The sequence below is a fragment of the Paenibacillus macerans genome (assembly GCF_900454495.1).
GTDB lineage: Bacteria > Bacillota > Bacilli > Paenibacillales > Paenibacillaceae > Fontibacillus > Fontibacillus macerans.
The window spans coordinates 23,070-45,886 of sequence record NZ_UGSI01000001.1; the positions used below are offsets into that span (position 1 = coordinate 23,070).

The 22,817-nt window shown below is 50.8% G+C and carries 21 protein-coding genes and 1 riboswitch; of the genes, 8 read left to right on the forward strand and 13 right to left on the reverse strand.

The annotated features are described in order from the left end of the window. Position 1 precedes the first annotated feature (1 nt). Entirely contained in the window at positions 2-208 is a 207-nt protein-coding gene (gene thiS / locus DYE26_RS00100) for a sulfur carrier protein ThiS (protein WP_051985359.1), read from the reverse strand. A 12-nt stretch (positions 209-220) separates the two neighbouring features. After that, the gene (locus DYE26_RS00105; RefSeq protein WP_115311163.1) at positions 221-856 is read right to left on the reverse strand and encodes a thiamine phosphate synthase; all 636 of its coding nucleotides are present in this window, start codon (positions 854-856) and stop codon (positions 221-223) included. Between the two features lie 475 nt (positions 857-1,331). Beyond that, positions 1,332-1,432: riboswitch (TPP riboswitch) on the reverse strand. A gap of 175 nt (positions 1,433-1,607) precedes the next feature. Here DYE26_RS00105 and DYE26_RS00110 point away from each other — a divergent pair. After that, a complete protein-coding gene (locus tag DYE26_RS00110; RefSeq protein ID WP_051985360.1) occupies positions 1,608-2,921 on the forward strand; it encodes a hypothetical protein in 1,314 nt (437 codons plus the stop codon). Positions 2,922-2,991: 70 nt separating this feature from the next. On the opposite strand, the gene DYE26_RS00115 is transcribed toward DYE26_RS00110, so the two are convergent. The 5 genes from DYE26_RS00115 to DYE26_RS00135 form a co-directional block, all read right to left on the reverse strand. Next, positions 2,992-4,272, reverse strand: a complete 1,281-nt coding sequence (locus DYE26_RS00115; RefSeq protein ID WP_036621174.1) for a glycoside hydrolase family 140 protein — start codon at positions 4,270-4,272, stop codon at positions 2,992-2,994. Between the two features lie 90 nt (positions 4,273-4,362). Further along, complete coding sequence (locus tag DYE26_RS00120; RefSeq protein WP_036621176.1) at positions 4,363-5,667, reverse strand: PTS sugar transporter subunit IIC; 1,305 nt, start codon at positions 5,665-5,667, stop codon at positions 4,363-4,365. Between the two features lie 77 nt (positions 5,668-5,744). Next, a complete protein-coding gene (locus DYE26_RS00125; protein ID WP_036621177.1) occupies positions 5,745-6,044 on the reverse strand; it encodes a PTS sugar transporter subunit IIB in 300 nt (99 codons plus the stop codon). Positions 6,045-6,088: 44 nt separating this feature from the next. Next, positions 6,089-6,403 carry a PTS sugar transporter subunit IIA gene (locus DYE26_RS00130; RefSeq protein WP_036621178.1) on the reverse strand — a complete coding sequence of 105 codons (315 nt, stop codon included), beginning with the start codon at positions 6,401-6,403 and terminating at the stop codon, positions 6,089-6,091. 97 nt (positions 6,404-6,500) lie between these two features. Next, positions 6,501-8,447 carry a BglG family transcription antiterminator gene (locus DYE26_RS00135; RefSeq protein ID WP_036621180.1) on the reverse strand — a complete coding sequence of 649 codons (1,947 nt, stop codon included), beginning with the start codon at positions 8,445-8,447 and terminating at the stop codon, positions 6,501-6,503. Between the two features lie 445 nt (positions 8,448-8,892). Between DYE26_RS00135 and DYE26_RS00140 the strand changes: the two genes are divergently transcribed. Further along, positions 8,893-9,825, forward strand: coding sequence for an FUSC family protein (locus DYE26_RS00140; protein WP_036621181.1), 933 nt, complete (start codon positions 8,893-8,895; stop codon positions 9,823-9,825). 17 nt (positions 9,826-9,842) lie between these two features. Here the strand turns inward: DYE26_RS00140 and DYE26_RS00145 are convergent, their stop codons facing one another. Further along, entirely contained in the window at positions 9,843-11,183 is a 1,341-nt protein-coding gene (locus tag DYE26_RS00145; protein ID WP_036621184.1) for a hypothetical protein, read from the reverse strand. Positions 11,184-11,395: 212 nt separating this feature from the next. Between DYE26_RS00145 and DYE26_RS00150 the strand changes: the two genes are divergently transcribed. Both DYE26_RS00150 and DYE26_RS00155 read left to right on the forward strand, forming a co-directional pair. Next, positions 11,396-11,731, forward strand: a complete 336-nt coding sequence (locus tag DYE26_RS00150) for a hypothetical protein (protein ID WP_036621187.1) — start codon at positions 11,396-11,398, stop codon at positions 11,729-11,731. Between the two features lie 490 nt (positions 11,732-12,221). Continuing rightward, the gene (locus tag DYE26_RS00155; RefSeq protein ID WP_240534114.1) at positions 12,222-13,625 is read left to right on the forward strand and encodes a DUF6055 domain-containing protein; all 1,404 of its coding nucleotides are present in this window, start codon (positions 12,222-12,224) and stop codon (positions 13,623-13,625) included. 83 nt (positions 13,626-13,708) lie between these two features. On the opposite strand, the gene DYE26_RS00160 is transcribed toward DYE26_RS00155, so the two are convergent. From DYE26_RS00160 to DYE26_RS00175, 4 genes are read right to left on the reverse strand one after another with little or no spacing between them, the layout of a single operon-like run. Next, the gene (locus DYE26_RS00160) at positions 13,709-14,365 is read right to left on the reverse strand and encodes a 3-oxoacid CoA-transferase subunit B (protein WP_036621190.1); all 657 of its coding nucleotides are present in this window, start codon (positions 14,363-14,365) and stop codon (positions 13,709-13,711) included. 2 nt (positions 14,366-14,367) lie between these two features. Continuing rightward, positions 14,368-15,027, reverse strand: coding sequence for a CoA transferase subunit A (locus DYE26_RS00165; protein WP_036621193.1), 660 nt, complete (start codon positions 15,025-15,027; stop codon positions 14,368-14,370). 38 nt (positions 15,028-15,065) lie between these two features. Beyond that, complete coding sequence (locus DYE26_RS00170) at positions 15,066-15,806, reverse strand: acetoacetate decarboxylase (RefSeq protein WP_036621194.1); 741 nt, start codon at positions 15,804-15,806, stop codon at positions 15,066-15,068. A 25-nt stretch (positions 15,807-15,831) separates the two neighbouring features. Further along, positions 15,832-17,016 (reverse strand): acetyl-CoA C-acetyltransferase, encoded by a 1,185-nt coding sequence (locus DYE26_RS00175; RefSeq protein ID WP_036621196.1) that lies wholly within the window; start codon positions 17,014-17,016, stop codon positions 15,832-15,834. Positions 17,017-17,525: 509 nt separating this feature from the next. Between DYE26_RS00175 and DYE26_RS00180 the strand changes: the two genes are divergently transcribed. The 4 genes from DYE26_RS00180 (at position 17,526) to DYE26_RS00195 (ending at position 21,337) form a co-directional block, all read left to right on the forward strand. Beyond that, positions 17,526-18,500, forward strand: coding sequence for a hypothetical protein (locus DYE26_RS00180; RefSeq protein ID WP_036621197.1), 975 nt, complete (start codon positions 17,526-17,528; stop codon positions 18,498-18,500). A 116-nt stretch (positions 18,501-18,616) separates the two neighbouring features. Then, positions 18,617-19,270, forward strand: a complete 654-nt coding sequence (locus DYE26_RS00185) for a response regulator transcription factor (protein WP_036621198.1) — start codon at positions 18,617-18,619, stop codon at positions 19,268-19,270. Between the two features lie 2 nt (positions 19,271-19,272). Next, positions 19,273-20,676, forward strand: coding sequence for a sensor histidine kinase (locus DYE26_RS00190; protein WP_036621199.1), 1,404 nt, complete (start codon positions 19,273-19,275; stop codon positions 20,674-20,676). 73 nt (positions 20,677-20,749) lie between these two features. Continuing rightward, positions 20,750-21,337: a hypothetical protein gene (locus tag DYE26_RS00195; RefSeq protein ID WP_036621200.1), complete on the forward strand. Its 588-nt coding sequence runs from the start codon at positions 20,750-20,752 to the stop codon at positions 21,335-21,337. A 123-nt stretch (positions 21,338-21,460) separates the two neighbouring features. Here DYE26_RS00195 and DYE26_RS00200 read toward each other — a convergent pair whose 3' ends face one another. Next, the gene (locus tag DYE26_RS00200; RefSeq protein WP_036621202.1) at positions 21,461-22,810 is read right to left on the reverse strand and encodes a sodium-dependent transporter; all 1,350 of its coding nucleotides are present in this window, start codon (positions 22,808-22,810) and stop codon (positions 21,461-21,463) included. Positions 22,811-22,817 lie beyond the last annotated feature (7 nt).

Consider the following 22,817-nt stretch of genomic DNA (forward strand, 5'->3'; position numbering starts at 1 on the left):
ATCAGCCTCCTCCTACAAAATGTACAAGCTCGATGCGATCACCCTCGGCCAGCCGGGTATTGGCATACGCCTCTTTTCGGACAACCGTCCCGTTCAGCTCAATCAAAATTTTTTCCTTATTCCACGGGCTGTCAGCCAATAAATCGTCCACCGTAACGCAATCTTCTTTCAGCAGGGTGTCTTTGCCATTTAGATGTACCTGCAACATTTTCACCTCCTCTCAGGGCCACGCGGCATGGATGGCGTCACGATAGGATTTGGCGTGCGCCGCTGGGTCCGCGGCAGAGTGGAGGCCGGACAGGACGGCAATGCCTTGTGCACCGTTTCGGATGACATCCCCCGCATTATCCGGCCGTATTCCTCCGATGGCAATGACCGGAACCGGGCAGCGAGCGCAGACCTCGGCCAGCATGTTAAGCCCGCGCCCGGGAAGGCCGGGTTTGCTGGATGAATCATAGACATGGCCAAAAAGACAGTAATCCGCTCCCTCACTCGCGGCCTGAGCTGCTTCTTCGGCAGAATGCACGGAACATCCGATTCGCATTCCTTGGGCAAGAGAGCGTACGGAAGCTGCCGGAAGACTGTGGCCCGCCAGTTGAATATTTGCCGCTCCCGCGGCCAGCGCAACATCCAGCCGGTCGTTGATGACGATTTTTTCCAGCGGTACTCCCGCTTGGCGCAGCAGCTTCACCAGCTCGAACTGCTTTTTGGCCGAAAGCTGCTTATCGCGCAAATGAATGTAATCGACATAAGGAAGAACAGCCGCCGCAACGCTCAGCAGCTCATGGCTCTTGATTCCCTCGGCCGATATAAGATGAAGTTCAGGCGCAGCATAAGCTGGGTGACGGTTCATCATGCGGATATCACTCCCAGTTCCATTATTCAATGCTAAAAATAAAGGCTTAACCTAGAAATCGCTGCTTGACAGGCGATTGCCGGAACGACCGGGGCAGCGTCGGCCTTCAAAATAGCGGCTCTTTATGTACTTATTTCGGGAATCCAAGCCTGTTCATCTCCGTTAGCGGCATTTTAAGTACTTATTTTTCTATGAATGGTCCGGAACACGGGCATTTCCTTGCGGCGGGGGAAGATAGAGGCATAAATTTACTCTATTTCTCCTAAATGAACAGATATCATCGGACTAAGGCCATTTTGTATCCTTATTTTTTCAGGAGCTCGAGTTTCTTGGGCAGCCCTGGTTTCTGGCTATTCGATTGTTTTGCCAAGCGCCGTTTTTGGTGGTTAGCCAAAATAAACGCCAAAAAACCGCCCTCCTTCAGGAGGGCGGCTAAGAACAATAACGGGAAATAAGCCATGACAGGCATCAATCCATTCTTAACTCTCCACTTCCCTACGCAGGTATTAACCGGTTCAGGTTCAAAGGGTCCGAATTTGCATTCGTCTCAGCCTTGCGGCACCCCTAGTGTCGATCGATATTGAATTGTTTTATTTTAATATACACTATACATGCTTAACCAGAAAATAACAATTATAAATTTAAATAATAAAATGAATATTTCGGACTATCAACGCCTTTGCTAAAATATCCGATAAATGAATCGTCAGTAAATTTTAGTAAATTTTCTAATGAAGGAGAAAATGAAGAAATGAAACGGAAAATTACGGTGTTCATTGCAGTGCTTGCTATTATGCTGCTTGGCCAAAATGCGCTTGGATCAGCCTCTGCCCAAGATATCGGTTCGATGATGGGGGGCGGTAATTTCACCGATGGCAGTACGACACAAACCAAACGTTTTGAGGGGCTTAACGCTATCGGGGCCGGAATGGCCCGCGTCAACGTGTACCCCCAATATTATTATGCGAATGGTACGCCAACTCCCGAACGGCTCGACAAGATGATGCTTCAAGCCTACAAATACGGAATTACGCCGATGATCCTGTTCGAATACTACGGTTCTTATGCGGACAATGGATTGCCGATCGGCGACTACGATAAATGGTACAGTATCGGCCAGGCTTTCGCCGAACGTTTCCGTCCAAACGGAACATGGGCCCAGAAGAGCGGCATACAGGACTGGGGGATTAGCATTTATACGGCGATCAACGAGCCCGATGTGGAAAATGCGATCTCCAAAACGGATTATCACAATGCGCTTGAAGGTTTGGCGGACGGTGTGCATTCGGTCGATCCGTCCCTGAAAGTAAATCCCGGCGGATTTGCCAGAGCGAATTCGCACAGTGATTTTACCCTTAGAGGTTACGGGCCGGCGATCGCCGATTTGTATAATTCCGGCAAACTCGACGGTATCGATTTGCATACCTACTACGATGTTCAATACGCGCCTATAAAGGGAACTTACAAACATTCTGCACAGAACAACTTTGATTCCGTCAAAAAGGCTTCCGGCATTACGGCGGATATCCACTTTTACTCGACGGAGTTCAACTTCAAGAAACGCGCGATCACCGAAGAAGAAGCGGCCAAAGGCTTTCTGACGGCGATTTGGGATAATCTCGGGGTCGTGAAAAATGACGGCCAAACCCCGGCCACCCAATTTGCGTTTCCGTGGTGCCTCTTTAATTCGACGACCGCCGATGGTTATTACGGTTTAAGTCTGAGCGCGGATTCGTGGGTGCCGACGGCTCGGGGCAAAACGCTGGAGTACGTGATCCGAGCGACAAGAGGGATGTCGTTTGCTTCGCTCGATCCCAAGCAAAGCGGAGAATATGTGCTTAGCGGAAACGGCAAATGGATGTGGGTGTGGCAGAACCTGAATTATTGGACCGATCATAGCGGCGGCTCCTTTACCATTGATGGCTTGCCGGACGGGACTTACAAGCTGGAAGTTATCGGCTGGGACGGAGTAAGGGAGACGATCCCGATCTCCGGTGAAGCTTCTTATACCGTCAGCGGTTTGGCCGAAGGGGAAACTTATATGTTTGTGGCTTATACGAAGTAATTTGCAAGTTATGATAATAAATAGAAGAACCGTGTTGAGCACGGCTCTTCTCGTTCAATAGATGGGAATATCATTTTTTGCTGCCGATCAACAAAACATCCGCTTCGAATTCGTGCATTTCAATGATCGTGATGTTCTCGCGGACGGTAACCTGAGGGACCGCGAATCGCCGGTGCTCCAGGTCGATAAGCGTAAATTCGTAGCCGCCGAGGTCGGCATCCAGCTTCAGCACGGTGTTGACCGGCACATAAACGGCCATCTTGCCGAAGCCGGCGGTGGCGGCCGCGCGGATTTCTTCCGTGTTCTTCAGCACAATATTCCAGGGGCGCAGATCGGCCAAGCCGTATAGCTCAAACAGCCGTTTGGCAAACCCGTAATCCCAGGCTCCTTCAAATTTTAGCGCGGACCGCCAATCGTAAGGGCTGTCGAAGCCTTCGCCGGTCACGCCGAAGCGCCGGCCTTTTTCATGCCAGCTCCAGATCCCGTGCGCCCCGTAAGTCACACCCGCTGCGGCCCCGGAAAGCAGGCTTTGCCAGGCGGCTTTGCGGACATCGGTCCGGGTAAAGCGGCCGTAAACCCGGCGGCTGTAGCCCATCTGTTCATAGCAGGGTTCGGAATTGATGACCGGCCGGGTCGCAGGCTTATTGTAAAATTCCTGGGCCAACGTATACGCCGTTGCTTGAAATTGCGAATTGTGGCCGGACTGGTACATATAGAAATCGAGATCGGGATTGCCGGAAAATTCATCGGGCAACATCGCCAGTCTGCCTTGAATATGCAGCGTGGTCAAACACTGCGGACTATGCTGCTTCACGGTGCGCAGCGCGGTCAAGTAATATTGGTTGGCGCGTTCGGAAGGAAAGTCGGTATCTCCGCTGATCACATAGATCGGGTAATATTTAGAAAACCGGTTGGCCGCATAGCGGACGTAGGACTCTACCGCTTCCAGCGGCATTTTCTTCTCTTCCCGCAGCTTGGCAGCCCAGGTGTCCGGGATATAATTGCACCATAACAGGACAAGCGCGGGGACAAAACCTCTGTCTACCGCCATTTGCACCATCGTTTCCGCCCTGTCGAAATAGGATTCGTTGAATTCGAAAAAATTGTAACTCCCGTCCGCATCGCTGGCGAAAGGCTCATACTTTAGCTCACTGCCGCTGGCATCCCATTGCCGCAGCAAATTCATCTGCAGCACATTAAAGCCTTGCTGCTTGCGGTAATCCAGATAGTAGGCCCATTCCTCCAGGGTAATGTTGGTAAATGCGCTCCAGACGGTATCGGCCAAATAGAAAAAAGGCGTGTCCTCATGCACGAAATAACGTTTGTTTGCGGATATTCCAAGTTTGATCATAGGCTATCGCTCCAGCTATCGTAATGGCGAAAAACGGCGGATGGTGTAAATTGCCCGCCGTTTTTCGTTTTGTTCCTCTTTATAATACTATTATAGGGAAACCGGACTTACTGTGGCTACGTCGGACCCTTCTTGCTTATTTTTTTCCTCGGCTGCGCGTTCTTTATTCAAGAGCTGTTTGTCCAGCGCCCGGAAGAACGGATAGTAAATCAGCATGCAAATCGGAACCAGCACCAGCTGCGCTGCGGCCAATTTCCAGCTGCCCTCAATAAAACCAAGCGCAACAATAGGTGTGCCAAACGGCGGATAAATTCCAATCGGCGCCGGCAACAGGCCGACCGTAGTCGCCGCGTATCCAAGCACCGCGCACACAAGCGGAGCCGCCACAAACGGAATGGCCAATATAGGATTCAATACGACCGGAATCCCGAAGATCAGCGGTTCGTGAATCGAGAAAAAGGTTCCCGGAAGGCCCAGCTTGCCGATGGTGCGCAGCTGCTTGCTTTTGGCCATAAACACCAGCAGCAGGGCAAACCCCAGCATCGGCGCATAGTTGCAGAAGATGGACCAGAAAGCGACGCCGATAATGTTCGGCAGCGGAGCTCCGGCTTGAAACGCTTCGAGATTGGCCAAGTCCAGGCTCATCCAAATCGGCTTCACGATCGCCAGGATAACGATGGCCCCATGAATGCCGAACATCCACAGCGCCTGCATAATCAGCACGGCGATAATCAAGGCTCCAAGCGATCCGCCGAGTCCTTCCAGCGGTACCTGCAAATACGTGTAAATAAATTCATGGACCGTGCCGAAAGACGTTTGCATGAACAGCCCGGCCACAACGACGAACACCAGAGCCACCAGAATGGCGGGAATCAGTCCGGAAAAGGTTTTAACCACGGTTGGCGGAACACTGTCCGGCATTTTAAGCGTCCAATTGCGGTCGACGATCCAGATATACAGGCGCGCGGCGAGCAGGCCGACGATCATGGCGACGAATAATCCTTGCGCCCCCAGCCATTGCAGCGGCAACGCCCGCACCGTATCAAAAGTCTGTACGGGGGTGACGATTAAAAATGAGAGCAAGGCGGTAGCCGCGGGAAGCAGCGGGTCTTTGTCGAAAGCTTGAGCCAGCCTGTAGGCGATGAAGAACACCGCATATAATGCGATAATCCCGGTGGTCATCGTCGAGGCCAGACCGATAATGCCCTTCACCGGGGCGATGAAGTTCTGATAAGGCTCCCACGCCAGCGCGGAGAAAAGCGTGGCGAAGGCGCCGATGATCAAGAAGGGAAGGGTGGACATCAGCCCGTTGGAAATGGCGCTCATGTAACGGTTTTGCTGAATTTTCCCGGCCGCTCTTTGCAGTTTGTGCGAGAACTTTGGTTGATTGTTCATAAATTTTCAACTCCTGCTCAAGGCTTCATAATGAGATGCTGGAGAACGCTTCCATTTGTGCGGATTAAGCGCTTGCCTCAAAGGGCCAAAGCGTCGGCAAGCACTTTTTCCCCGTTCATCATCCCGTAGTCCATCGTATTAATAACGCTTACTTTGATGCCTTGGGGTTCATATTTTGCTTTGAAATCGCCTTCCAGATAACCGACCTGCGGTCCGATGAGCAGGACATCCGTCTTGTCCGCGTACTCTTTAAAGGAACTTTCGGAAGTGGCTCTGATTTCGACCTCCAGGTTTTGCGCCTCTGCGGCCTTTTTCATCTTCTGCACAAGCATGCTCGTCGACATTCCCGCTGCGCAAACCAATGTAATTTGTTTCATGTTGTTTCCTCCTTAACCGTTGCAAGTTTTAGCGTGTTTTCTTTTCATCGGCGGTCCAGTTTGTTGTAAAGGTCCACGATATGTTCGGCCAAGTCCCGGATCGTGATCGCCGACATCAGATGATCCTGCGCATGTACCATCAGCAGCGTGACCTCATGGGAGGTCCCGTCCGCTTCCGATTGGATCAAACGGGTTTGCGCCTTATGCGCTTTGACCAGTTCGGCTTTGCCTTCATTCAGACATTCCGCGGCTTGCTCCGCTTGACCCCGTTGGGCCAGACGGATGGCTTCCATCGCCTTGCTCTTGGCGACGCCTGCGTTTGTAATGATCTCCATAATGATTTCCTGGTACTCATCCACTGCTATCACCTCGTAGTATGTCTCTGTCTCTTGCAACTTCAGTGTATCCGATTACATTCAACTTCTGTATGCATTCCTTTTCCGCTGCTAGCGGAAATCAGCTGTTATGTCTCATAAGGACTCGGGCGAATTCATCATAGGCATCGCAAGCCAGCATCTGCTGGACGATTTCCGGATCATCCACGATCCTCATCAAATGGTCGTACATGGCCGTCGGGGGTTCCTCGCCGTTCTTGTCTATGCTGAGCAAGCAGATGAACTGCACGGGCTTGCCGCCCCAGGCAATGGGTTGCTTCAGGGTGCAAACCGCCCATACGGTGCCGTCGCTTTGCGGAATGATCGGATGGGGGATGGCCACTAAATTTCCATAAGCGGTGGGCGCGGCATGTTCGCGCTCCAGGACCAGTCCGATGAAGCCCTCGGCGGAAGCGATCAAGCCGGCCGCATGGATGCGTCTTCCCAGAAACGAAATAACTTCCTCCTTGCTCGCGAAGCTTTGTTTCAGAAAGACAAGGTCTTCCCGAATATAGTGAAGAGGGTGCTCTTCTGCGCCGTTTAGCAGGGCTTCTATTTTATCCATATCGCCTGTACCGAGCAAGGTTTGAACCACGACGACCGGAACCGGCAGCGTCTGCGGAATAGGCACCGTGCTGACGACGAAATCGACTGCTTGCAGCGGAAACTGCGAAAGCTTGTAGTATGGGGTCGTTCCCGCCACTTCAAGCCGGGCCCCAAACGTGTTTTGCAATTTATATTGAAGCAGGCGCGCGCTGCCAACCCCGGAAGTGCAGACTACAAGGCAGCGCTTGGGTCCGCAGCTTATTCGTTTGCGTTCCAGGGCGGCGCCGACGTGAATCGCTAAAAATCCCATCTCCGCTTCCGGAATCGCAATATTCAGTTTGCTTTCAATGAATTTGGCGGCGATGACTCCGGCTTGAAAGGCTAGCGGATAGTTGGTTTTCACATGGTCCAGCAGCGGATTGCGAATGTTCATCCCGTATTTCACCCGATTCAGCGCCGGTTTCAGATGCAGGCAAACGCCCATCAGCAGCTCGGAATCATGGCCGAGGTTTAAATTCAAGTCCCGGTCGATTTCGGCCAGAATGCTTTTTCCCAGTTCATAGATTTGCGCATCCAGCAGCTTGTCCGGCGTTATATTCTCGGTTTGCTGATCTTTGATCCCCGTAAGCCATTTATTTCCGGCCAGATGCAGGGAGATATAGGCGACTTCGGTTTCCGGAAAAACGATATCCAATGCTTCCCCGATTAGCGCCACGATTTGCTCAGCGGCCCTATATTCCCCGCTGCTGCGGATATCCGCGATTTCCGCCGAAGGCATGGTTACCTGGTTGCCGTCGCGGATTCGCTTACAGGCGATCGCTATATGAACGACCAAGTTGCTGAAGGCCACATCGGAAAGGGTTACGCCAAACTTTTGAATCTGTTCCAGAACGATTCCGCGGATCAGGGTCATCTCTCCGGGCGCGAGTATGCGCGGCGCGTTGTCCAATCCGCCGATTTGCTCGCCGCTTGAACGGTTGATGATAAATTCGGACATGCAAAAGCGCAGACGCATTTCATCGCCTTTGAGTCTGATGCCGTAATTGGGGCGTGCATCGATCGAGATTCCGTAATTCTTAAGTGTTCGCTTGACCTCTTTAAAATCATTATTCAGGGTGGAGCGGCTTACAAACAGTTCTTCGGCCAAATCCTCCAGCTTTAAAAAATGATCCGCAATCAGGAGCCGCCTGATGATATGCATTTGACGATATTCGGGGGAGGCGGGATCATTGGGTTCGTTTACGATGAACAACTGCTGCAGCAGATCGCGGAAAGCGCGGTTATCCGCTATTTTAAGCGCGTATCCCCTTGACCGAACAGGCTCAATGGCTGCCCCGTGCTTGTTCAAAAAATCATCCAGCTCCCGAATATCGCTGCGAATCGTTCGTGAACTGACTTGAATCAATTTGGCAAGATACTCGCTTTTGACAGGAGCGTCGGAAACCAGCAAATGCTGGAGAATGGAAACCATGCGTGCATTCATTTCAAGAGGCAGCTCCTTTCCTGCGGAATTTTTTTTCATGTGATTATTAAGTGTAAATTTAGCTTGTTATTCACGAAGTTTATATAAATATAAGCATGAGTGCTGTGTTTATTCGATATTACTATGTCATTTAGCAAAAGAGCAAGAAGTTTCAATTTAAAAAGTTTATATGTTCATTGATTAATTTTAGTAATTTATTTAGTTTGAGCCGAATCTAATTGTTTTCTGCTTCGGGAAGAGATAAAAGTAACGGCGCTATAGGGTTTTTCAATGCCTTATATCGCCGTAGTTTCGCAATAGACTAAAAAATGCCGGATTTTCATGAAATATTCTGAAAATGGCCGGAAAAATATCCTTGAACGCTCTTTTCCCCGCGGTTTATAGTTGAAGCGATATAAGACATTCTATATAATACGGGTCTGAGTTTAACTAGGGGTTGATTGGATTGAAATGGGTCATTGGATTGCGCAATGTGAAGACGGGGATTGCGATCTTCATCTGTTTAATCGTGTCCAAGCTTCTGCACTTGGAGTATCCTTTTTACGCGGCGATCGCGACCATTATTTCGATGGAAAATTCGGTGACCAATTCGTTTAAAGCGGGCAAACACCGCACGATGGGGACGTTTATCGGCGCGATCGTCGGCGCCGGCTTCGCTTTTCTCGAGCCGCGGAACGCGTTTTACTGCGCCATCGGGGTCATGGTGGTGATCTACATTTGCAATCTGCTGAAATGGAACAAGTCGGTTTCGATCGCGTGCATCGTATTTCTGGCCATTATGCTTAATCTAAAAACGGGCGAAAATCCGCTTGCTTACGGGTTTCACCGGATTACGGACACGCTGATCGGGATCGCCGTCGCGGTCATCGTCAATTACGTCGTGTTTCCGCCCAGGCATGAAGTCAGCCTGAACAAAGCGCGCAAAGAGCTGGCCAAACGGATGGCCGAAATGTTCGAGCAGATGGCCGAGCACGGAGAAGAACCCGACTTAAAAAGCCTTCGTTCCCAGCTCAGCAGCCTGGAGAATTATTATCAGCTGTGCAAATACGAGTTCCATCTCAAAAAAGATCTCAGCGCCACGATGGACCAGATCGGCGAGGAGATCGAGTCGTACCGGCGTATTTACGAGCATTTTATCATTTTGCGGCGGCTGATTGACGAGCATCGCTTGAAGCTGGAGCCGGATGGCCGCGTTGAATCCGATGCGGCGGAACGAAGCCGAACCGGGGAGGCAGAAAACGGAATGGAAGCCGGCGCGGCCCCGGCGGTCGTGTACGATTATCACATGAAATGGATTTACGATGAAATGCAGAAGCTCGGACTGCCCGTTCCGCTTAAAGAGCTGATTCGGTGGGCGGGCGGCCTTAGCGAAAGCTAGTATGGGCACCGCTTGCCCTAGCGCAGTCCGGGCACGACGATGCTGCAGTCGCTCAGGTTTGCCGGACAGCCGGGCACAAGCCAGCGGCCGGGCGTATCCCGGACCCCGCGAATGTCTGCGGTGAACGGTTCCGCGGGGAAAAGATCCGAGCGCAGCGTCACCGACTGGCCGTCGGCGGCGGCGCTCAAATCGGGGAGGGCCGCCGGTTCCCCCTGCGAGGAACGGATCCGGTAATGCTCCGTCCGCTCCGCCGACGCGGCGTCGATCCGCTTGTTGAAATCGATGCGCACGCTGTCCCTTCCGAGCCGGGTCGCCTTTACCGCCCGGGGCGGCTCCTCATACATCCACCCGCCGATGGAATATTCGTAGGCGGTCCAGGAGGCGTAGCCGAGCGCTTTCGCCGTTTCGGCGAACCGCCGCATCCACGCCGCGCTTCGCCGCATTTGGCGCAGCGAGCCGATATCGGTCTGCAGCGCGAGCGGCAGCTCCGGATACAGGCGGCGCAGCGGTTCGGCGAACGCGCGGTAGCGCCGGGCATAATCGGCGGGCAGACGCCGGCGCATCCAGTCGGGCCAATGGGTCTGCAGCACGTGCAGGTCGGGTCTGACGGCGGCGATCATCTCTCCGGCGTCGATGCCCTGCAGCTCGCGCACGGCGCCGACCGGGTCCCGGCCCGCATCGACGGCGATGGACCACGTCGCGATGCGCAGCTCCGGCCGCGCCTCGCGGATACCGCCGGGGCCGTTCACAAGCCGGGCAAGAAAGCGGTTGACCGCGTGGACGCGGAATTCCACCCACGCGCGGTAACGCGCCCGGTCTTTTTTGTAATAGGCCGGGGAGGTGCGATGCACGAATTCCGGAGGAAGCATTCCGCTGTAGGAGCGGAATGCGGCTAGAGCCAGCGGGCCGACATCCCCGTACGTTCCGGTTGCCAGACCGTCCCACTCCGGGAAATACGCCTCGGCGATTTCCAGCCCGTCGAACGGGTGCTCTTGCGCGAGACGGACCAAGGCCTGCCGTTTCCAATCGAGGTAACCCTCGCTATGAGGCGAGAGGCGGGTATAGCCGTCCTTGGCCGGCTTCAGCAGCTCCATGCGCCAGCGCTCCCAGCCGGCCGGCAAATGGCCGGTGACGTACGTGCCGTTGCCCAGCGTCATCGCCCAGACGAACAAGCCGTGGCGCTTCAGCGCTTCCACCAGCCTCCCGTCTACCCGGTCCTCCCGCGTAACGAAATAGCGGACGGAGCGGTATCCGGCCTGCTTCAGCTCCCGTGCCACGCTGTCCGCCGAGCGGTCCCGGTAATACGCAAACGCCGGATCGATTTGAATGGAAGGCCCGAGCCAATCCGCTTTCCGCATTCGTTCTTCACCGTCCCTCCCGGGCCGGGACCGCACAGCACAAGTCCCAAACCCGTTTTGTCGTTTGTTTTCATGGTAATGGGATTGGAGCTTAGGTGCAACTTTGTATAAAGGTACATTTTTACTATTAAGGAAAAATTGCGAGAAGCCGATAAAATTCATATATCCGCAATATTTTGAACCGCAAGAGCCCGGTGTGGAGTTGATAAAGAATGACTAAGGATGTTTTGTTGGAGCTATCAAAAACGTTAAATACAGAATATGAGATAGGAATTTGGATAGAGGCTATGTTTTTCATGACATGGCAAGAGAATATTGAAGACTCCTCTGTTACGTATAATGAGGATGCAGGCCAATATAAAATTGTGATCAAACTGAAAGAGTTTAACTTACATACGGTAAAAAAAATTTTCGGTTCCTTGGTGAGTTTTATCGAATATCAATCGACGTTTTATGTAAGGGAAGATCATGAAGATTCCTTTGAATATTACCTGTTAACTTCAACTGACAATAAAAAGGCGTTTTTCTTCCATGTTATTTTTCAATAAGTCCAAGACCTTGGGGGGATTTTACTCAGGGTCTTTTTTTGCTCAATCTAGAGATCGCCGCATGATGGCCCGGCCTGGTTTCTGGAATGATCGACCGTCGTTCTGTAAAATAGCGGCACTTTATGTACTTATGATCCGCAGCCCTAGCATGTTCATCTCTATTAGCGGCATTTTATGTACTTATTTTCCTATGGATGGTCCTGAAAGCGGGTATTTTCTTGCGAGGGGAGTACATAGCGACATGAATTTCCTTTATTTCCTTCAAATGAACGGATATCGCCGGAATAACGGGCGTTTTTGTCCTTATTTTTATACCTTATAATGCCTAGACCTATCATTCCAAAAATAAAATAAGAGACCATTGATCATATATTATTCGTAAATTCTGGGAATTTCGACCGATTCTAAAAATATTTGAAATAAAATGCCGATAAATATGTTACTGTATAGTAGAAACTACCAATATTTCATTATTGAGGGAGGCGTGTTAATGATGAAAAGGCTATTCTGTTGTTTGTTGATGGTTTTATTGTCGTTGAGTGCAACCGGCTTTGGGGCTTTGCCCGATTTACCGGGCGCTGTCACAACGGCAAAAGCGTCGGAGTCAGAAAACGCTGCCACTACGGGAAGTGCTACAACTACGGAAAGCGCAGAAAGCGCGGAAAGCGAAGTATTTGCAAGCGAATACAAAGCAAGGGACGCTTTTTATTCTTTATCCGACGCTTCAGTAAATCGCGCGGTTTCCGAGCATTTTCAGATTATTTGGGGCAACAGGGATACAACCGGAACCGTAAATCGGCAATTTGCCGAGGGCAATTTGGCAAACCTGGAAACGATTCGTTCATTTTACATTGACAAAATTGGGTTAGGGGATATCGGAAGTTCTCAAAATCCATGGATCACCGGAAAATATAAAACAAACATTTATATTGCGGAAACCGGGCTGGACAAAACTTCCAACGATTGGGCTTATATGTCTGTAGACCAAGATTCTTTTGGCTATATTGTCATGATGCCGGGAGCCATGCGCGTGGATCCGCCTAGCTGGGTGGTGCCTCATGAATTGGCGCACGTTTTTGTATTCCATAACGGAGGGGTTGTCCCTTATGCGTGGAATGAAGCGATTGCCAACTTCCTGCGCAATGAATATTTAGGCAGTGATTATTATAGTTATGGCGGCAGGGTGTACGGGCCAACCTCCGACTTTTTCGCCCCCTATGTCCTGAACTCGGAATCCCATTTTCCACATGTTAAGAATTGGTACGATGCTTGGCCTATTTTCCTGTACATTAACGAAAATCCGGACAACCTCGGCGGACTTGGCCATCAAGCGTTGTTAAATTTATTGACTTACGGCCAAGAGGACTCTACTTATTTTGCATCCATGGAAAAGGTAACGGGCGTTTCCATTAAAGAAATACTGGGCGGAATGGCCAGAAGAATGGTGACGATGGACTTTAAGAGTCAGGAATATTATTTGGAGCATTTGGATGAACTTTTGAGAACGCGCGGCAATTATGAAAAGATATATACGACCTTGGAAAAACAACATGATGGCTGGATGACAGTGCCTGCCGGCAAAGCTCCGCAACAGACAGGCTATAACATTGTTCCTTTGAATATCGATTTAAGCAAAACTTCCGTCACGGTTGATTTCCAGGGTACGAGCACAGCGAGAGGCGCTGATTGGAGAGCCAGCATTGTTACCGTAACGCATGCGGGAGATACCAGATATTCTACGATGTGGAATCACGGTCAAAACAGCGTCCGTTTGCAAGGGGATGAAAAAGCGGTTTATTTAGTAGTTTCCGCAACTCCTGACAATATTCAATATCTTGATATTAATCAGGATGGTATTACGTACCCTTATAAGGTAAAGGTGACGACGAACTAATACGACCCAAAGAACAAGCCCGAAAAAGAACAAGCCCCCTCGGGAAGCTGTTTTCCCTAAGGGCTTGTTCCATTTCTATCCGCTTACACTGCAATAGCCTTCAAATCCGCTGAAACCATCAGCTCAGCCTCGGTGACCTTCTGAACGTCTTCCACCGACAAACCCGGGGCGATTTCCTTCAGCATCAGCCCTTTGCCCGGAATTACATCGATGACGGCCATTTCGGTGACGATGGTCTTTACGACCTTTACGGCGGTCAGGGGCAGCTTGCAGGATTTCAAGATTTTCGGCGCCCCGTCTTTGGTCAGATGCTCCATGGCTACGATCACCCGCTTGGCTCCGACCACCAAGTCCATGGCCCCGCCCATGCCCGGCACTTTTTTCCCGGGAATCATCCAGCTTGCCAGGTTGCCTTGCTCATCGACCTCCAGGGCGCCCAGAACGGTGATGTCCACATGCCCTCCGCGAATAATGGAAAAAGAAAGCGTACTGTCGATAAAACAAGCTCCTTTCACGGTTGTTACGTAGTTTCCGCCGGCATCGATACAATCGAGCCTTTCTTTGCCCTGAGCCGCTTTGGGGCCTACGCCGACGATTCCGTCCTCAGCCTGCAGCGTAATATGCACGTTGTCGGGGATATAGTCCACCGCCATGGTAGGCATGCCGATTCCCAGGTTGACGACATCGCCGTCTTTAAACTCCCGGGCTATTCTTCTAACGATTAATTCTCGGTTATTCATGCTTAATCTCCCACCTTTACAATCGCGTCGACAAATATTCCGGGAATGTTGACATGGTTGGGGTCAATGTCCCCCGCCTTTACGTATTCGTCCGTCTGCGCAATGACATACTCGGCCGCCGTAGCCATAACGATATTAAAGTTGCGTGAAGAGCCGTTGATGACCAGATTTCCCGCTTCATCCGCCTTATGGGCCCGAATTAACGCCACGTCCGCTTTGAGCGGCAGCTCCAGCAAATATTCCCGTCCGTCAATCTCCAGCTTCTGTTTACCTTCTTCGACAACGGTGCCCACGCCCACTGGGGTTAAAACACCGCCCAAACCCGCTCCTCCCGCGCGGATTTTTTCCGCGAGCGTGCCTTGCGGGAAGAGCCGCACATCCGCTTCTTTCGTCATCAGGAGTCTTCCCGTTTCCGGATTGGCGCCGATATAGGAGGCAAAAATCCGCTTAACTCTGCCGCTTTTCACAAGCTCATAGATAGATAATTCCGCTGTGCCCGTGTCGTTGGAAATAATGGTTAAATTGCCGGCGGAATTGGTGTCGACCAGCGCGCGCACCAGCTCTTCCGGATAACCTCCGGCCAGAAAACCGCCGACCATCACCGTATCCCCGTCTTTCACCTTCTTAACCGCTTCTTCCGCGGAGATGACTTTGTTCATCATGTTTCTCCCACCTTGTCTAATTTTTAAGGAAGCTAACTTTATTGGAGATAATCATGGATGACTCTCGCATAAGGCAGCGTTAAATCGGCGATAAAATGTTTTCCGCCGACATAAGCTTTCACCGGCAAATCGGCCACAGGGGCGTTGACATGGGGGACCAGGCTTAATCTGGCGGGACCTGACCAGGCGCCTTTGACCGTGATGTTTTCCAGATTATACGCTGCTAACTGCGCGATTTTCGGGGTGCCGTCAACATCGGGGATCAATTTTAAGTTCACCTGGGTTTTGGCGATCGATTTAGCCGTTTCCTCCGCATCAAGAATGTGATATTTGAAAGGCATCGTTCCCATGGCAACCAGGACGTTATTATAATGCAATGTGCCTGTCAGCGTCTCGGTCTCTTCGACTCTCAGGCGAGGTTTCGCCCATTTTTTCGGAAATCCCCAGATTTCCCGGCCCCCGAGAATGGCAGGCGCGTTGTCCAAATACATTTGCGCGACAAAATTGCACGGTTCGCCATGAAAAGTACACGGAATGACAATCCCGCTTTCCTCGTAGCTTCCCAAACCGGACGAATCGGGCATCTTGATCCATTCGTACGAAACGGTGTTGCTTCCATCCGGCTCAAGCGGTTCCGGGACCGCCTGTCTGATCGCGGCGGGATCGGATTCATAAGTCACAATAAAAAATTCCCGGTTGATGAAACGGCATGGCGGGCGCCCGTAACTGGCGCTGGCCGCGGGCATCGATTGCAGTGAAAGTACTTCTTTTTGATTCATAACGTTCTAGGGTCTCCCTTCTTTATTAAATAAGTGCATTTTCAACCAGCATCGCGATTCCCATGCCCGTTCCGATGCATAACGAGGCTATGCCGTAACGCGCAGATCTCCGTACCATTTCATGAACCAGCGTAACCAAAATTCTAACGCCGCTTGCCCCGACAGGATGCCCGATCGCGATCGCGCCGCCATTGACATTGACCTTCTCCGGGCGAATCCCAAGCTCTTTCAACACCGCAACTGCCTGTGCGGCGAAGGCTTCATTTATTTCAAAAAGATCGATGTCAGAGGTGGACATTCCCTGGCGTTTAAGAAGCGTCGAAACGGCTTTCACCGGACCCATTCCCATATAGGCGGGATCGACGCCGACCAGCGAGTAACCTTTGATATATGCCAGCGGTTTTAACGCAAGTTCCTTACATTTGTCTTCCGACACGACGAGGGCGGCCGCCGCGCCATCATTGATTCCCGAAGCATTTCCCGCGGTAACCGTTCCGTTACCCTTAAACGCGGGCTTTAAACTGGAGAGTTTTTCCTTGGTGGTATCTCCTCTTACGTGTTCGTCCTCCGCGAAACTGATCGTTTCTTTTTTGGTTTTAATCGTGACCGGAACGATCTGTTCCGCAAAAACTTTTTTGCTTTTGGCTTCCGCGGCCTTGCTCTGGCTTTCGTAGGCAAATTCGTCCTGCTCAAGTCTGGAAATTCCATATTTTTCGGCGACATTTTCCGCGGTAATTCCCATATGGTATTTGTTGATCGGGCACGTAAGGCCGTCGTTCACCAGGGAGTCGACCAGTTCGCCGTTGCCCAGTCTGTAGCCGTTTCGGGCATCTTTTAGCAGGTAAGGGGCGTTCGACATGCTCTCCATGCCTCCGGCCATGACGACGCTGCTTTGTTCCGCCAAGATGGAATCGTAAGCTAAAGCGACGGCATGAAGCCCTGAACCGCAAACCGTGTTGATTGTTGATGCGGGCACATCGATGGGGATGCCGGCTTTGAGCGCCGCTTGTCTGGCGGGATTCTGGCCAATGCCCGCCTGAAGGACATTTCCCAGGAAGACTTGATCAATCTTAGCCGGCTCTAGTTTGCTTTGCTGAAGGCATGCTGTCATCACGTTGGCTCCTAGTTCGGGAGCGCTTAAAGGCGCAAGGGTTTTGTTAAAGGAGCCGACCGCCGTTCTCAATGGGCTTACTAGTGCAACTTTTTTCATAAACACTCACAATCCTTTCGTTGTGTTTAAGACAAAAAATCCGTGACTGCATTTTATTTCGTGTTTTCCTCGGATTTAAGAACCGCACCGGCTTTGAGGTCCATGGCATACACGCAAATTACAGCGCATGAAACGATGAGCATGACGACCTTGCGTTGTCCATCATTTTCGACAGCCTTCTTTCTTCCTTTAATTGGAATTTAATAGCGGTTTTATCTTAGTTCTAATGCAAATTTTGCTCAAGGTTCAAATAAATACATAAATTTACAAAATAATATATATACTGCCATATAATCCATTGTAGATAATTCATGCTTATATTTTCTGGTCGTTTCTGAATTTTTCTGAATGTTTCTGTAAATAAAGGAGTAAATGCTATTTAATGGGAGTAAACAATGGCTGATCGCCATGTGGAGCAGGATTTTAAGCTTTCCTGAACTTTGAGGGGAATATATGAAAATAAATAGAATTTATAGATATAAACGAAATATCGATTTGGAGGGGCCGTGATGGATTGGATCAAGGGCAGCAGTTTAATCGAATATGTTGGTGAAGAAAGAATGGTTTTCGACCATCCGGATTTCCGCATGGAAAAAGCGGACCTTAACCGGATTCCGCAAACGATGACGGCATTGGGGCAATTTTTTACGGCGGAGAGCCTTTGGTTGGGACCGGACACGATGGTTATCCTTCCGGCGGAAGACGAAGAGATGCGCCATTTAGTGGCAGACCAGGTGGCGGCGCATTTTGAAAAGGTGAGGTATCTGATCCGGGGAGACAAGGTGGAGGAGGTAAACATGCAGCGGCTAAAAAAAGACACGGGCGAGCTGTTTAACGCTGCTGACACCGGAATAATTCCGGTGTTAAAGGATTTGTACCGGGAGCCGCGGCCGGCGGAACGCCGATGGAACCGAAGAAGCCCGCTGTATTATACGGTTGAAACCGGCAGGCTGCAAGCATATGATGCTTCAGGGACTGAAGATATAAAACGGTTTCTACAAAAAGCTTATTTTGACCGGGGCGAATCCTTTGTTTTGCAGCCGCTGGGTTGGACGTTTGAGGAGAAGTTGCGCGAGTCCGTCGCCCTGCGATTTTTTGCCGGCTTCGTTCCGTTCATTAGGTTTGCCGTTGATGCGGACACCCATCAGGTACTGTCGCTGGAGTTGTCCAGGGACGAGATCAGGCACCCCGTTCAATTAACGATGGTAAATTTATCAGCACCGCGCCGCCAAAAAAACTGCTTGTATTTTGAACTTGGCGGAGGTTTGGTTCAGGTGGTTTATTTGGCCGGACAGGCTCCGGTTCGTTTCTGGCGGGATTTGAAAAACTGCGAGTTGTTCCAACTTGCCGAAAATGAGAGGTTTGCGGATTTCGATCATGAGCTGGCGGAACGGGTTCCGGAGGGAGTCAGCATCTTGTTGGACCAGGATTCCATCCAGGCGATGCTTGACGCGGTGAACCGGGAGCTGGCTGAGCAAAGATAACTGGCCGGCTCATGGATTAGTTCGGCTGTCATTGGAAGATCACATGCCTCAAAATTTACAACTCCATAATAACTTTCATGCGGATATTTGGTATCATGGCGGTGGAGTGTGATCGAATGGCTAAAATTTTGATCGTCGATGATGAGAGGGCAATCAACGACCTGATTGCTCTAAATTTGAAAATGGTAGGGCATGAATATATTCAATTATACAGCGGAGAGCAAATTTCAGAGGTTTTAAATGAGACTCGTGTCGATTTGGTCATTCTGGATGTGATGTTGCCGGGGCTTGATGGATTTGAACTTATCGAGCGGTTTATGAAACGCGGGATTCCGGTGATCTTCCTGACGGCGCGAAATGCCGTTTCCGATAAAGTGCACGGCCTGGAAAGCGGGGCGGAGGATTATATCGTCAAACCGTTCGAAGCGGTGGAGTTGATCGCCCGGATCAATGTGGTGCTGCGCAGAAACCAAAAAAACGCCACCGAATTCAGCCTGGACGGAACGACGGTGGATCTGGAGAAGCACATCGTCACTGTTAACGGACAGGCCGTGGAAATGACCAATAAAGAATTTAAGCTGCTCGATTTTCTCATTCAAAACAAAAATATCGCGCTCTCCCGTGAAAAAATTATTGAGCAGACCTGGGGCTTCGATTTCTATGGCGACACGAGAACCGTTGACGTACATATCCAGAGGCTGAGAAAGAAGCTGAACTGGGAGCACCGGATCAAAACGGTATATAAATACGGATATAGGCTAGAGGTGTAAAGGTGAAATTTTGGCAGAAAACGTATTTATGTGTGCTGCTCGTGTTCCTGGTCGCTTTTGATCTTGGAGCCTATGCGCTGCTGCAAAAAAGCTACCAATTAAACGAGCGGATGGATATGTCCAGAGGCGTAAGCGAATATGAGAGCATCGAGCAAACGTTAAGCTATATCCTGCGGGCTTTTGCCAACAGTACCGGCAGTTCGGGCTATGAGGCCGTCATTTCCGGGATCGCCCAAAATTACGATGAAGAGGGCATCCTGACCGAGGTATATGATGGGGAGCGGTTGGTTTTTTCCAATGCCTATCAATTTGCGGGCGAGCGGGAAGAGCTTCAACTGAAAGAAGGGGAACGCGAAACCGTATACAGGAAGCTTGACGGACAGCTGTGGATCTTCGTAGGCGGCAGCATGGAGTTTAACGGGCTTAAGCTGGTCATTTCTAGAAGCTCCGCTTATCTGCAGGATTATTACAATACCTTGCTCAACTATTTTATTGCCTTGAGTGTGGTCATTTCGTTAATTTTATCCGCTGTGCTTATTGTGCTGTTATTCCGGTTAACCGCTCCGGTCCGAAACTTGAACAAAGGCGTAAGGGATATTGCGGCCGGGGCCTATCATCAAAGGGTCAAGGTCAGCGGAAGCGACGAAATCGCGGAATTGGCCCAGGACTTCAACAAAATGGTGGACGCGGTATCCGCGAATATTGAAACGATCCAAAAAGCGAGCGAAGAAAAAGAAAACTTCATCAATAACCTGACCCATGAGCTGAAGACGCCGATTACGGCGATCAAAGGGTACAGCGAGTTTTTAAATCAGGCCAACAGCACCGAGGAAGACCGCAGAATGGCGGTCGATTATATTCATGAGCATGTGGCCCGGCTGGATCTGCTGTCCGGAAAATTGATGGAGCTGCTGTATTTGAAGAACGAGGAGATTGCTTTGCAGATTGTGGAGATTGCCCCCTTGTTTGCTTATGCGGAACAGATGGAACGGCATGATTTGGAGGCAAAACAGATCGCCTTGGTGAAGGAGTGCGGGGCAGAGCGGATCTATGGAGATTCTACCCTGCTGCTGACGCTGTTGATGAATTTGGTTGAAAACAGCATTAAGGCTTCTGAAAACGGAGGGGAAATTCATCTAAAATGCTATTCGCGGCAGCAGGGTATCGTCATTGAGGTCATTGACTATGGAAAAGGCATCCCGGACAAGGACATCGAAAAAATTACCGAGGCCTTCTATGTCGTAGACAAATCCCGTTCCAAAGAACTGGGAGGGATCGGGCTGGGGCTGTCCATCTGCAGTCAAATTGCCCAGCTTCATCATGCGCGGCTGCACATTGAATCCCGAGAACAAGAGTACACGAAGGTGTCCGTTCTTTTTACAACTTCATTACAACTCGAACATTAGTCTATAATACGACCCCCTCATAATGGCCTTGTAGCTACGAAAATCCAATCATTTTATGACGGAGGTATGAAAAGTGAAAAAAAAGCTTTACGCCACAGCACTTACGGTAGGAGCGGCAGTTACTTTGATCGCGGGGAACGCCGCATTGTCAACTTATGCTTTTGCAAATGGCACGGCCCCCAATGTAAAGGTGACCGGTCAGCATCGGCAAACAGAGTTCGTGGGCGAATTTCGCCCTGCGGTCCCTGCAACTAAAGCTCGAGGCCTCTCAATCACCCCTGAGAAAACAAGCGAGGATATGAGCGAAGACAAAGCGGTGGATATTGCCAGAAAAGCGCTTGAGGAGAAATTTGACGTATCCTTGGACGGCATGAAGGCTTTCCCGATTTTCTGCACGAGAGAGGATATGGAAGGAACCTTTTATTTTGTATCTTTCGCGGATGTTCAGGTTGTAGATGCTCAGCGGGCTGTAGCGGCTATAAGCGGTGAAATGTTACCCAGTGAGACCGTCGAAATCTCTATCGCGGGTAAGAACGGCAACGTGGATGTCTACATCGCATTTGTGAATTCCAAAACCGGCGAAGTTGTTTCCGCCGAAAAAAATCCGACATCGCCATCGGATGCAGCGGCGCCGACAGCGCCAGTCGATCCGGCCAACTAATCGGTCTTGCTGGAGCGCCTGCCTTCTTATGAAGACAGGTGCTCTTGTTCTGCTAGAGTAAAAACGCAAAAAGGCAATCCTCCAGGTCACTGAACAGCGGCCTGAAGATTGCCTTTTCCAATGCTAAAATTTAATTATTCCGGTTGTATGCAGCAGGACCAGGAACACGAGAACCGGAGCGATATACCGGACCATGAACAGCCATACCCGGAACCAGCCCGCTTTCAGCCCGGCGGCTTCCGCAGCATTTTTCCAGAAATACCCCACGAAGACTGTAGTAATGAGTCCGCCAAGCGGCAGCAAAATATTCGATGTGATGAAATCGAGCCAGTCAAAGAAGGTTTTCCCACCCATTTCTGTTAATGCCGGTATGATTCCAAAGGACAGGACCGAAGGAAGTCCGACCAGCAGCACCAATATGCTGATGATCACTACCGACTTCACGCGTCCCCAGCCCCAACGGTCCATGACGTAGGATACGGGGACTTCAAGCAGCGATACCGCGGAAGTCAGGGCGGCAATCGCCAGCAGCACGAAGAACAGCCCGCCGAAAAATGCGCCCAGCGGCATCGCCGAGAAGGCGGCAGGAAGCGCGATGAAGACGAGGGACGGACCCGCATCGGGCTGAATGCCGAAAGAAGCTGTCGTCGGGAAAATAATGAGCCCCGCAATGAACGCATAGATCAAATCTCCGGCTCCGATCGCGAGGGTGGCTGCACCGAGAGACTGACGCTTGTCCACATAAGCTCCATAGGTAAGCAGAATCCCCATTCCGAGCGACAGAGAGAAGAAGGCATGTCCCAGCGCTACCAATGCCGCTTCCGGGCTTAATTTCGAGAAATCGGGATGAAGAAAAAAGGATACGCCGGCTCCGGCTCCGGGCAAAGTTACGGCACGGATCATCAATACGATCAGGAGAATGATCAGGCCGGGAATCAGCACTTTGTTGAATTTTTCGATGCCTCCGGATATCCCTTTGCCCACAACCAACCCGGTGATCAGAATAGCCACTGCCTGCCAAATGATCGGCATGTAGCCTTGGGAAAACGAGCTGAATTGTCCGCTATAGTCGGAATTGCTGTAAAGCGCTCCGCTGAAGGACTGCACGGCATAATGGAGCGTCCAGCCGGCAACGATGACATAAAAGGTCAGGATAAGAAAAGGCGCGATGACCTGCAGCAAACCGAGTTGACCAAAGATTTTGGACCCGCCGGCTTTCACGAAGGACGTAGCTGCACTGCCTCTGCCCGCCCGTCCGATAGCCAGTTCGGCCAGAAGCAGAGGCAAGCCGATCAAGATCAAACAGATGATAAACAGCAGAAAGAATGCAGCTCCTCCGTTTTCGCCCGTAATATACGGAAATTTCCACATATTGCCCAGACCCACGGAACTTCCGATGGCGGCCAATATGAAACCAGTTGAGGAAAAACGATCGTTTCTTCCCTGCACCGGGTTATTTTTTGCTAGACTCAAAGTGGTT

Bases quoted from the DNA above. Each gene is read 5' to 3' on its own strand.
- DYE26_RS00155 (WP_240534114.1), top strand. From the start codon at position 12,222: ATGATGAAAAGGCTATTCTGTTGTTTGTTGATGGTTTTATTGTCGTTG.
- DYE26_RS00175 (WP_036621196.1), bottom strand. From the start codon at position 17,016: ATGAAAAAAGTTGCACTAGTAAGCCCATTGAGAACGGCGGTCGGCTCC.
- DYE26_RS00180 (WP_036621197.1), top strand. From the start codon at position 17,526: ATGGATTGGATCAAGGGCAGCAGTTTAATCGAATATGTTGGTGAAGAA.
- DYE26_RS00135 (WP_036621180.1), bottom strand. From the start codon at position 8,447: ATGAATGCACGCATGGTTTCCATTCTCCAGCATTTGCTGGTTTCCGAC.
- DYE26_RS00150 (WP_036621187.1), top strand. From the start codon at position 11,396: ATGACTAAGGATGTTTTGTTGGAGCTATCAAAAACGTTAAATACAGAA.
- DYE26_RS00145 (WP_036621184.1), bottom strand. From the start codon at position 11,183: ATGCGGAAAGCGGATTGGCTCGGGCCTTCCATTCAAATCGATCCGGCG.
- DYE26_RS00115 (WP_036621174.1), bottom strand. From the start codon at position 4,272: ATGATCAAACTTGGAATATCCGCAAACAAACGTTATTTCGTGCATGAG.
- DYE26_RS00120 (WP_036621176.1), bottom strand. From the start codon at position 5,667: ATGAACAATCAACCAAAGTTCTCGCACAAACTGCAAAGAGCGGCCGGG.
- DYE26_RS00110 (WP_051985360.1), top strand. From the start codon at position 1,608: ATGAAACGGAAAATTACGGTGTTCATTGCAGTGCTTGCTATTATGCTG.
- DYE26_RS00160 (WP_036621190.1), bottom strand. From the start codon at position 14,365: ATGAATAACCGAGAATTAATCGTTAGAAGAATAGCCCGGGAGTTTAAA.
- DYE26_RS00105 (WP_115311163.1), bottom strand. From the start codon at position 856: ATGATGAACCGTCACCCAGCTTATGCTGCGCCTGAACTTCATCTTATA.
- thiS (WP_051985359.1), bottom strand. From the start codon at position 208: ATGTTGCAGGTACATCTAAATGGCAAAGACACCCTGCTGAAAGAAGAT.
- DYE26_RS00125 (WP_036621177.1), bottom strand. From the start codon at position 6,044: ATGAAACAAATTACATTGGTTTGCGCAGCGGGAATGTCGACGAGCATG.
- DYE26_RS00165 (WP_036621193.1), bottom strand. From the start codon at position 15,027: ATGATGAACAAAGTCATCTCCGCGGAAGAAGCGGTTAAGAAGGTGAAA.
- DYE26_RS00170 (WP_036621194.1), bottom strand. From the start codon at position 15,806: ATGAATCAAAAAGAAGTACTTTCACTGCAATCGATGCCCGCGGCCAGC.
- DYE26_RS00185 (WP_036621198.1), top strand. From the start codon at position 18,617: ATGGCTAAAATTTTGATCGTCGATGATGAGAGGGCAATCAACGACCTG.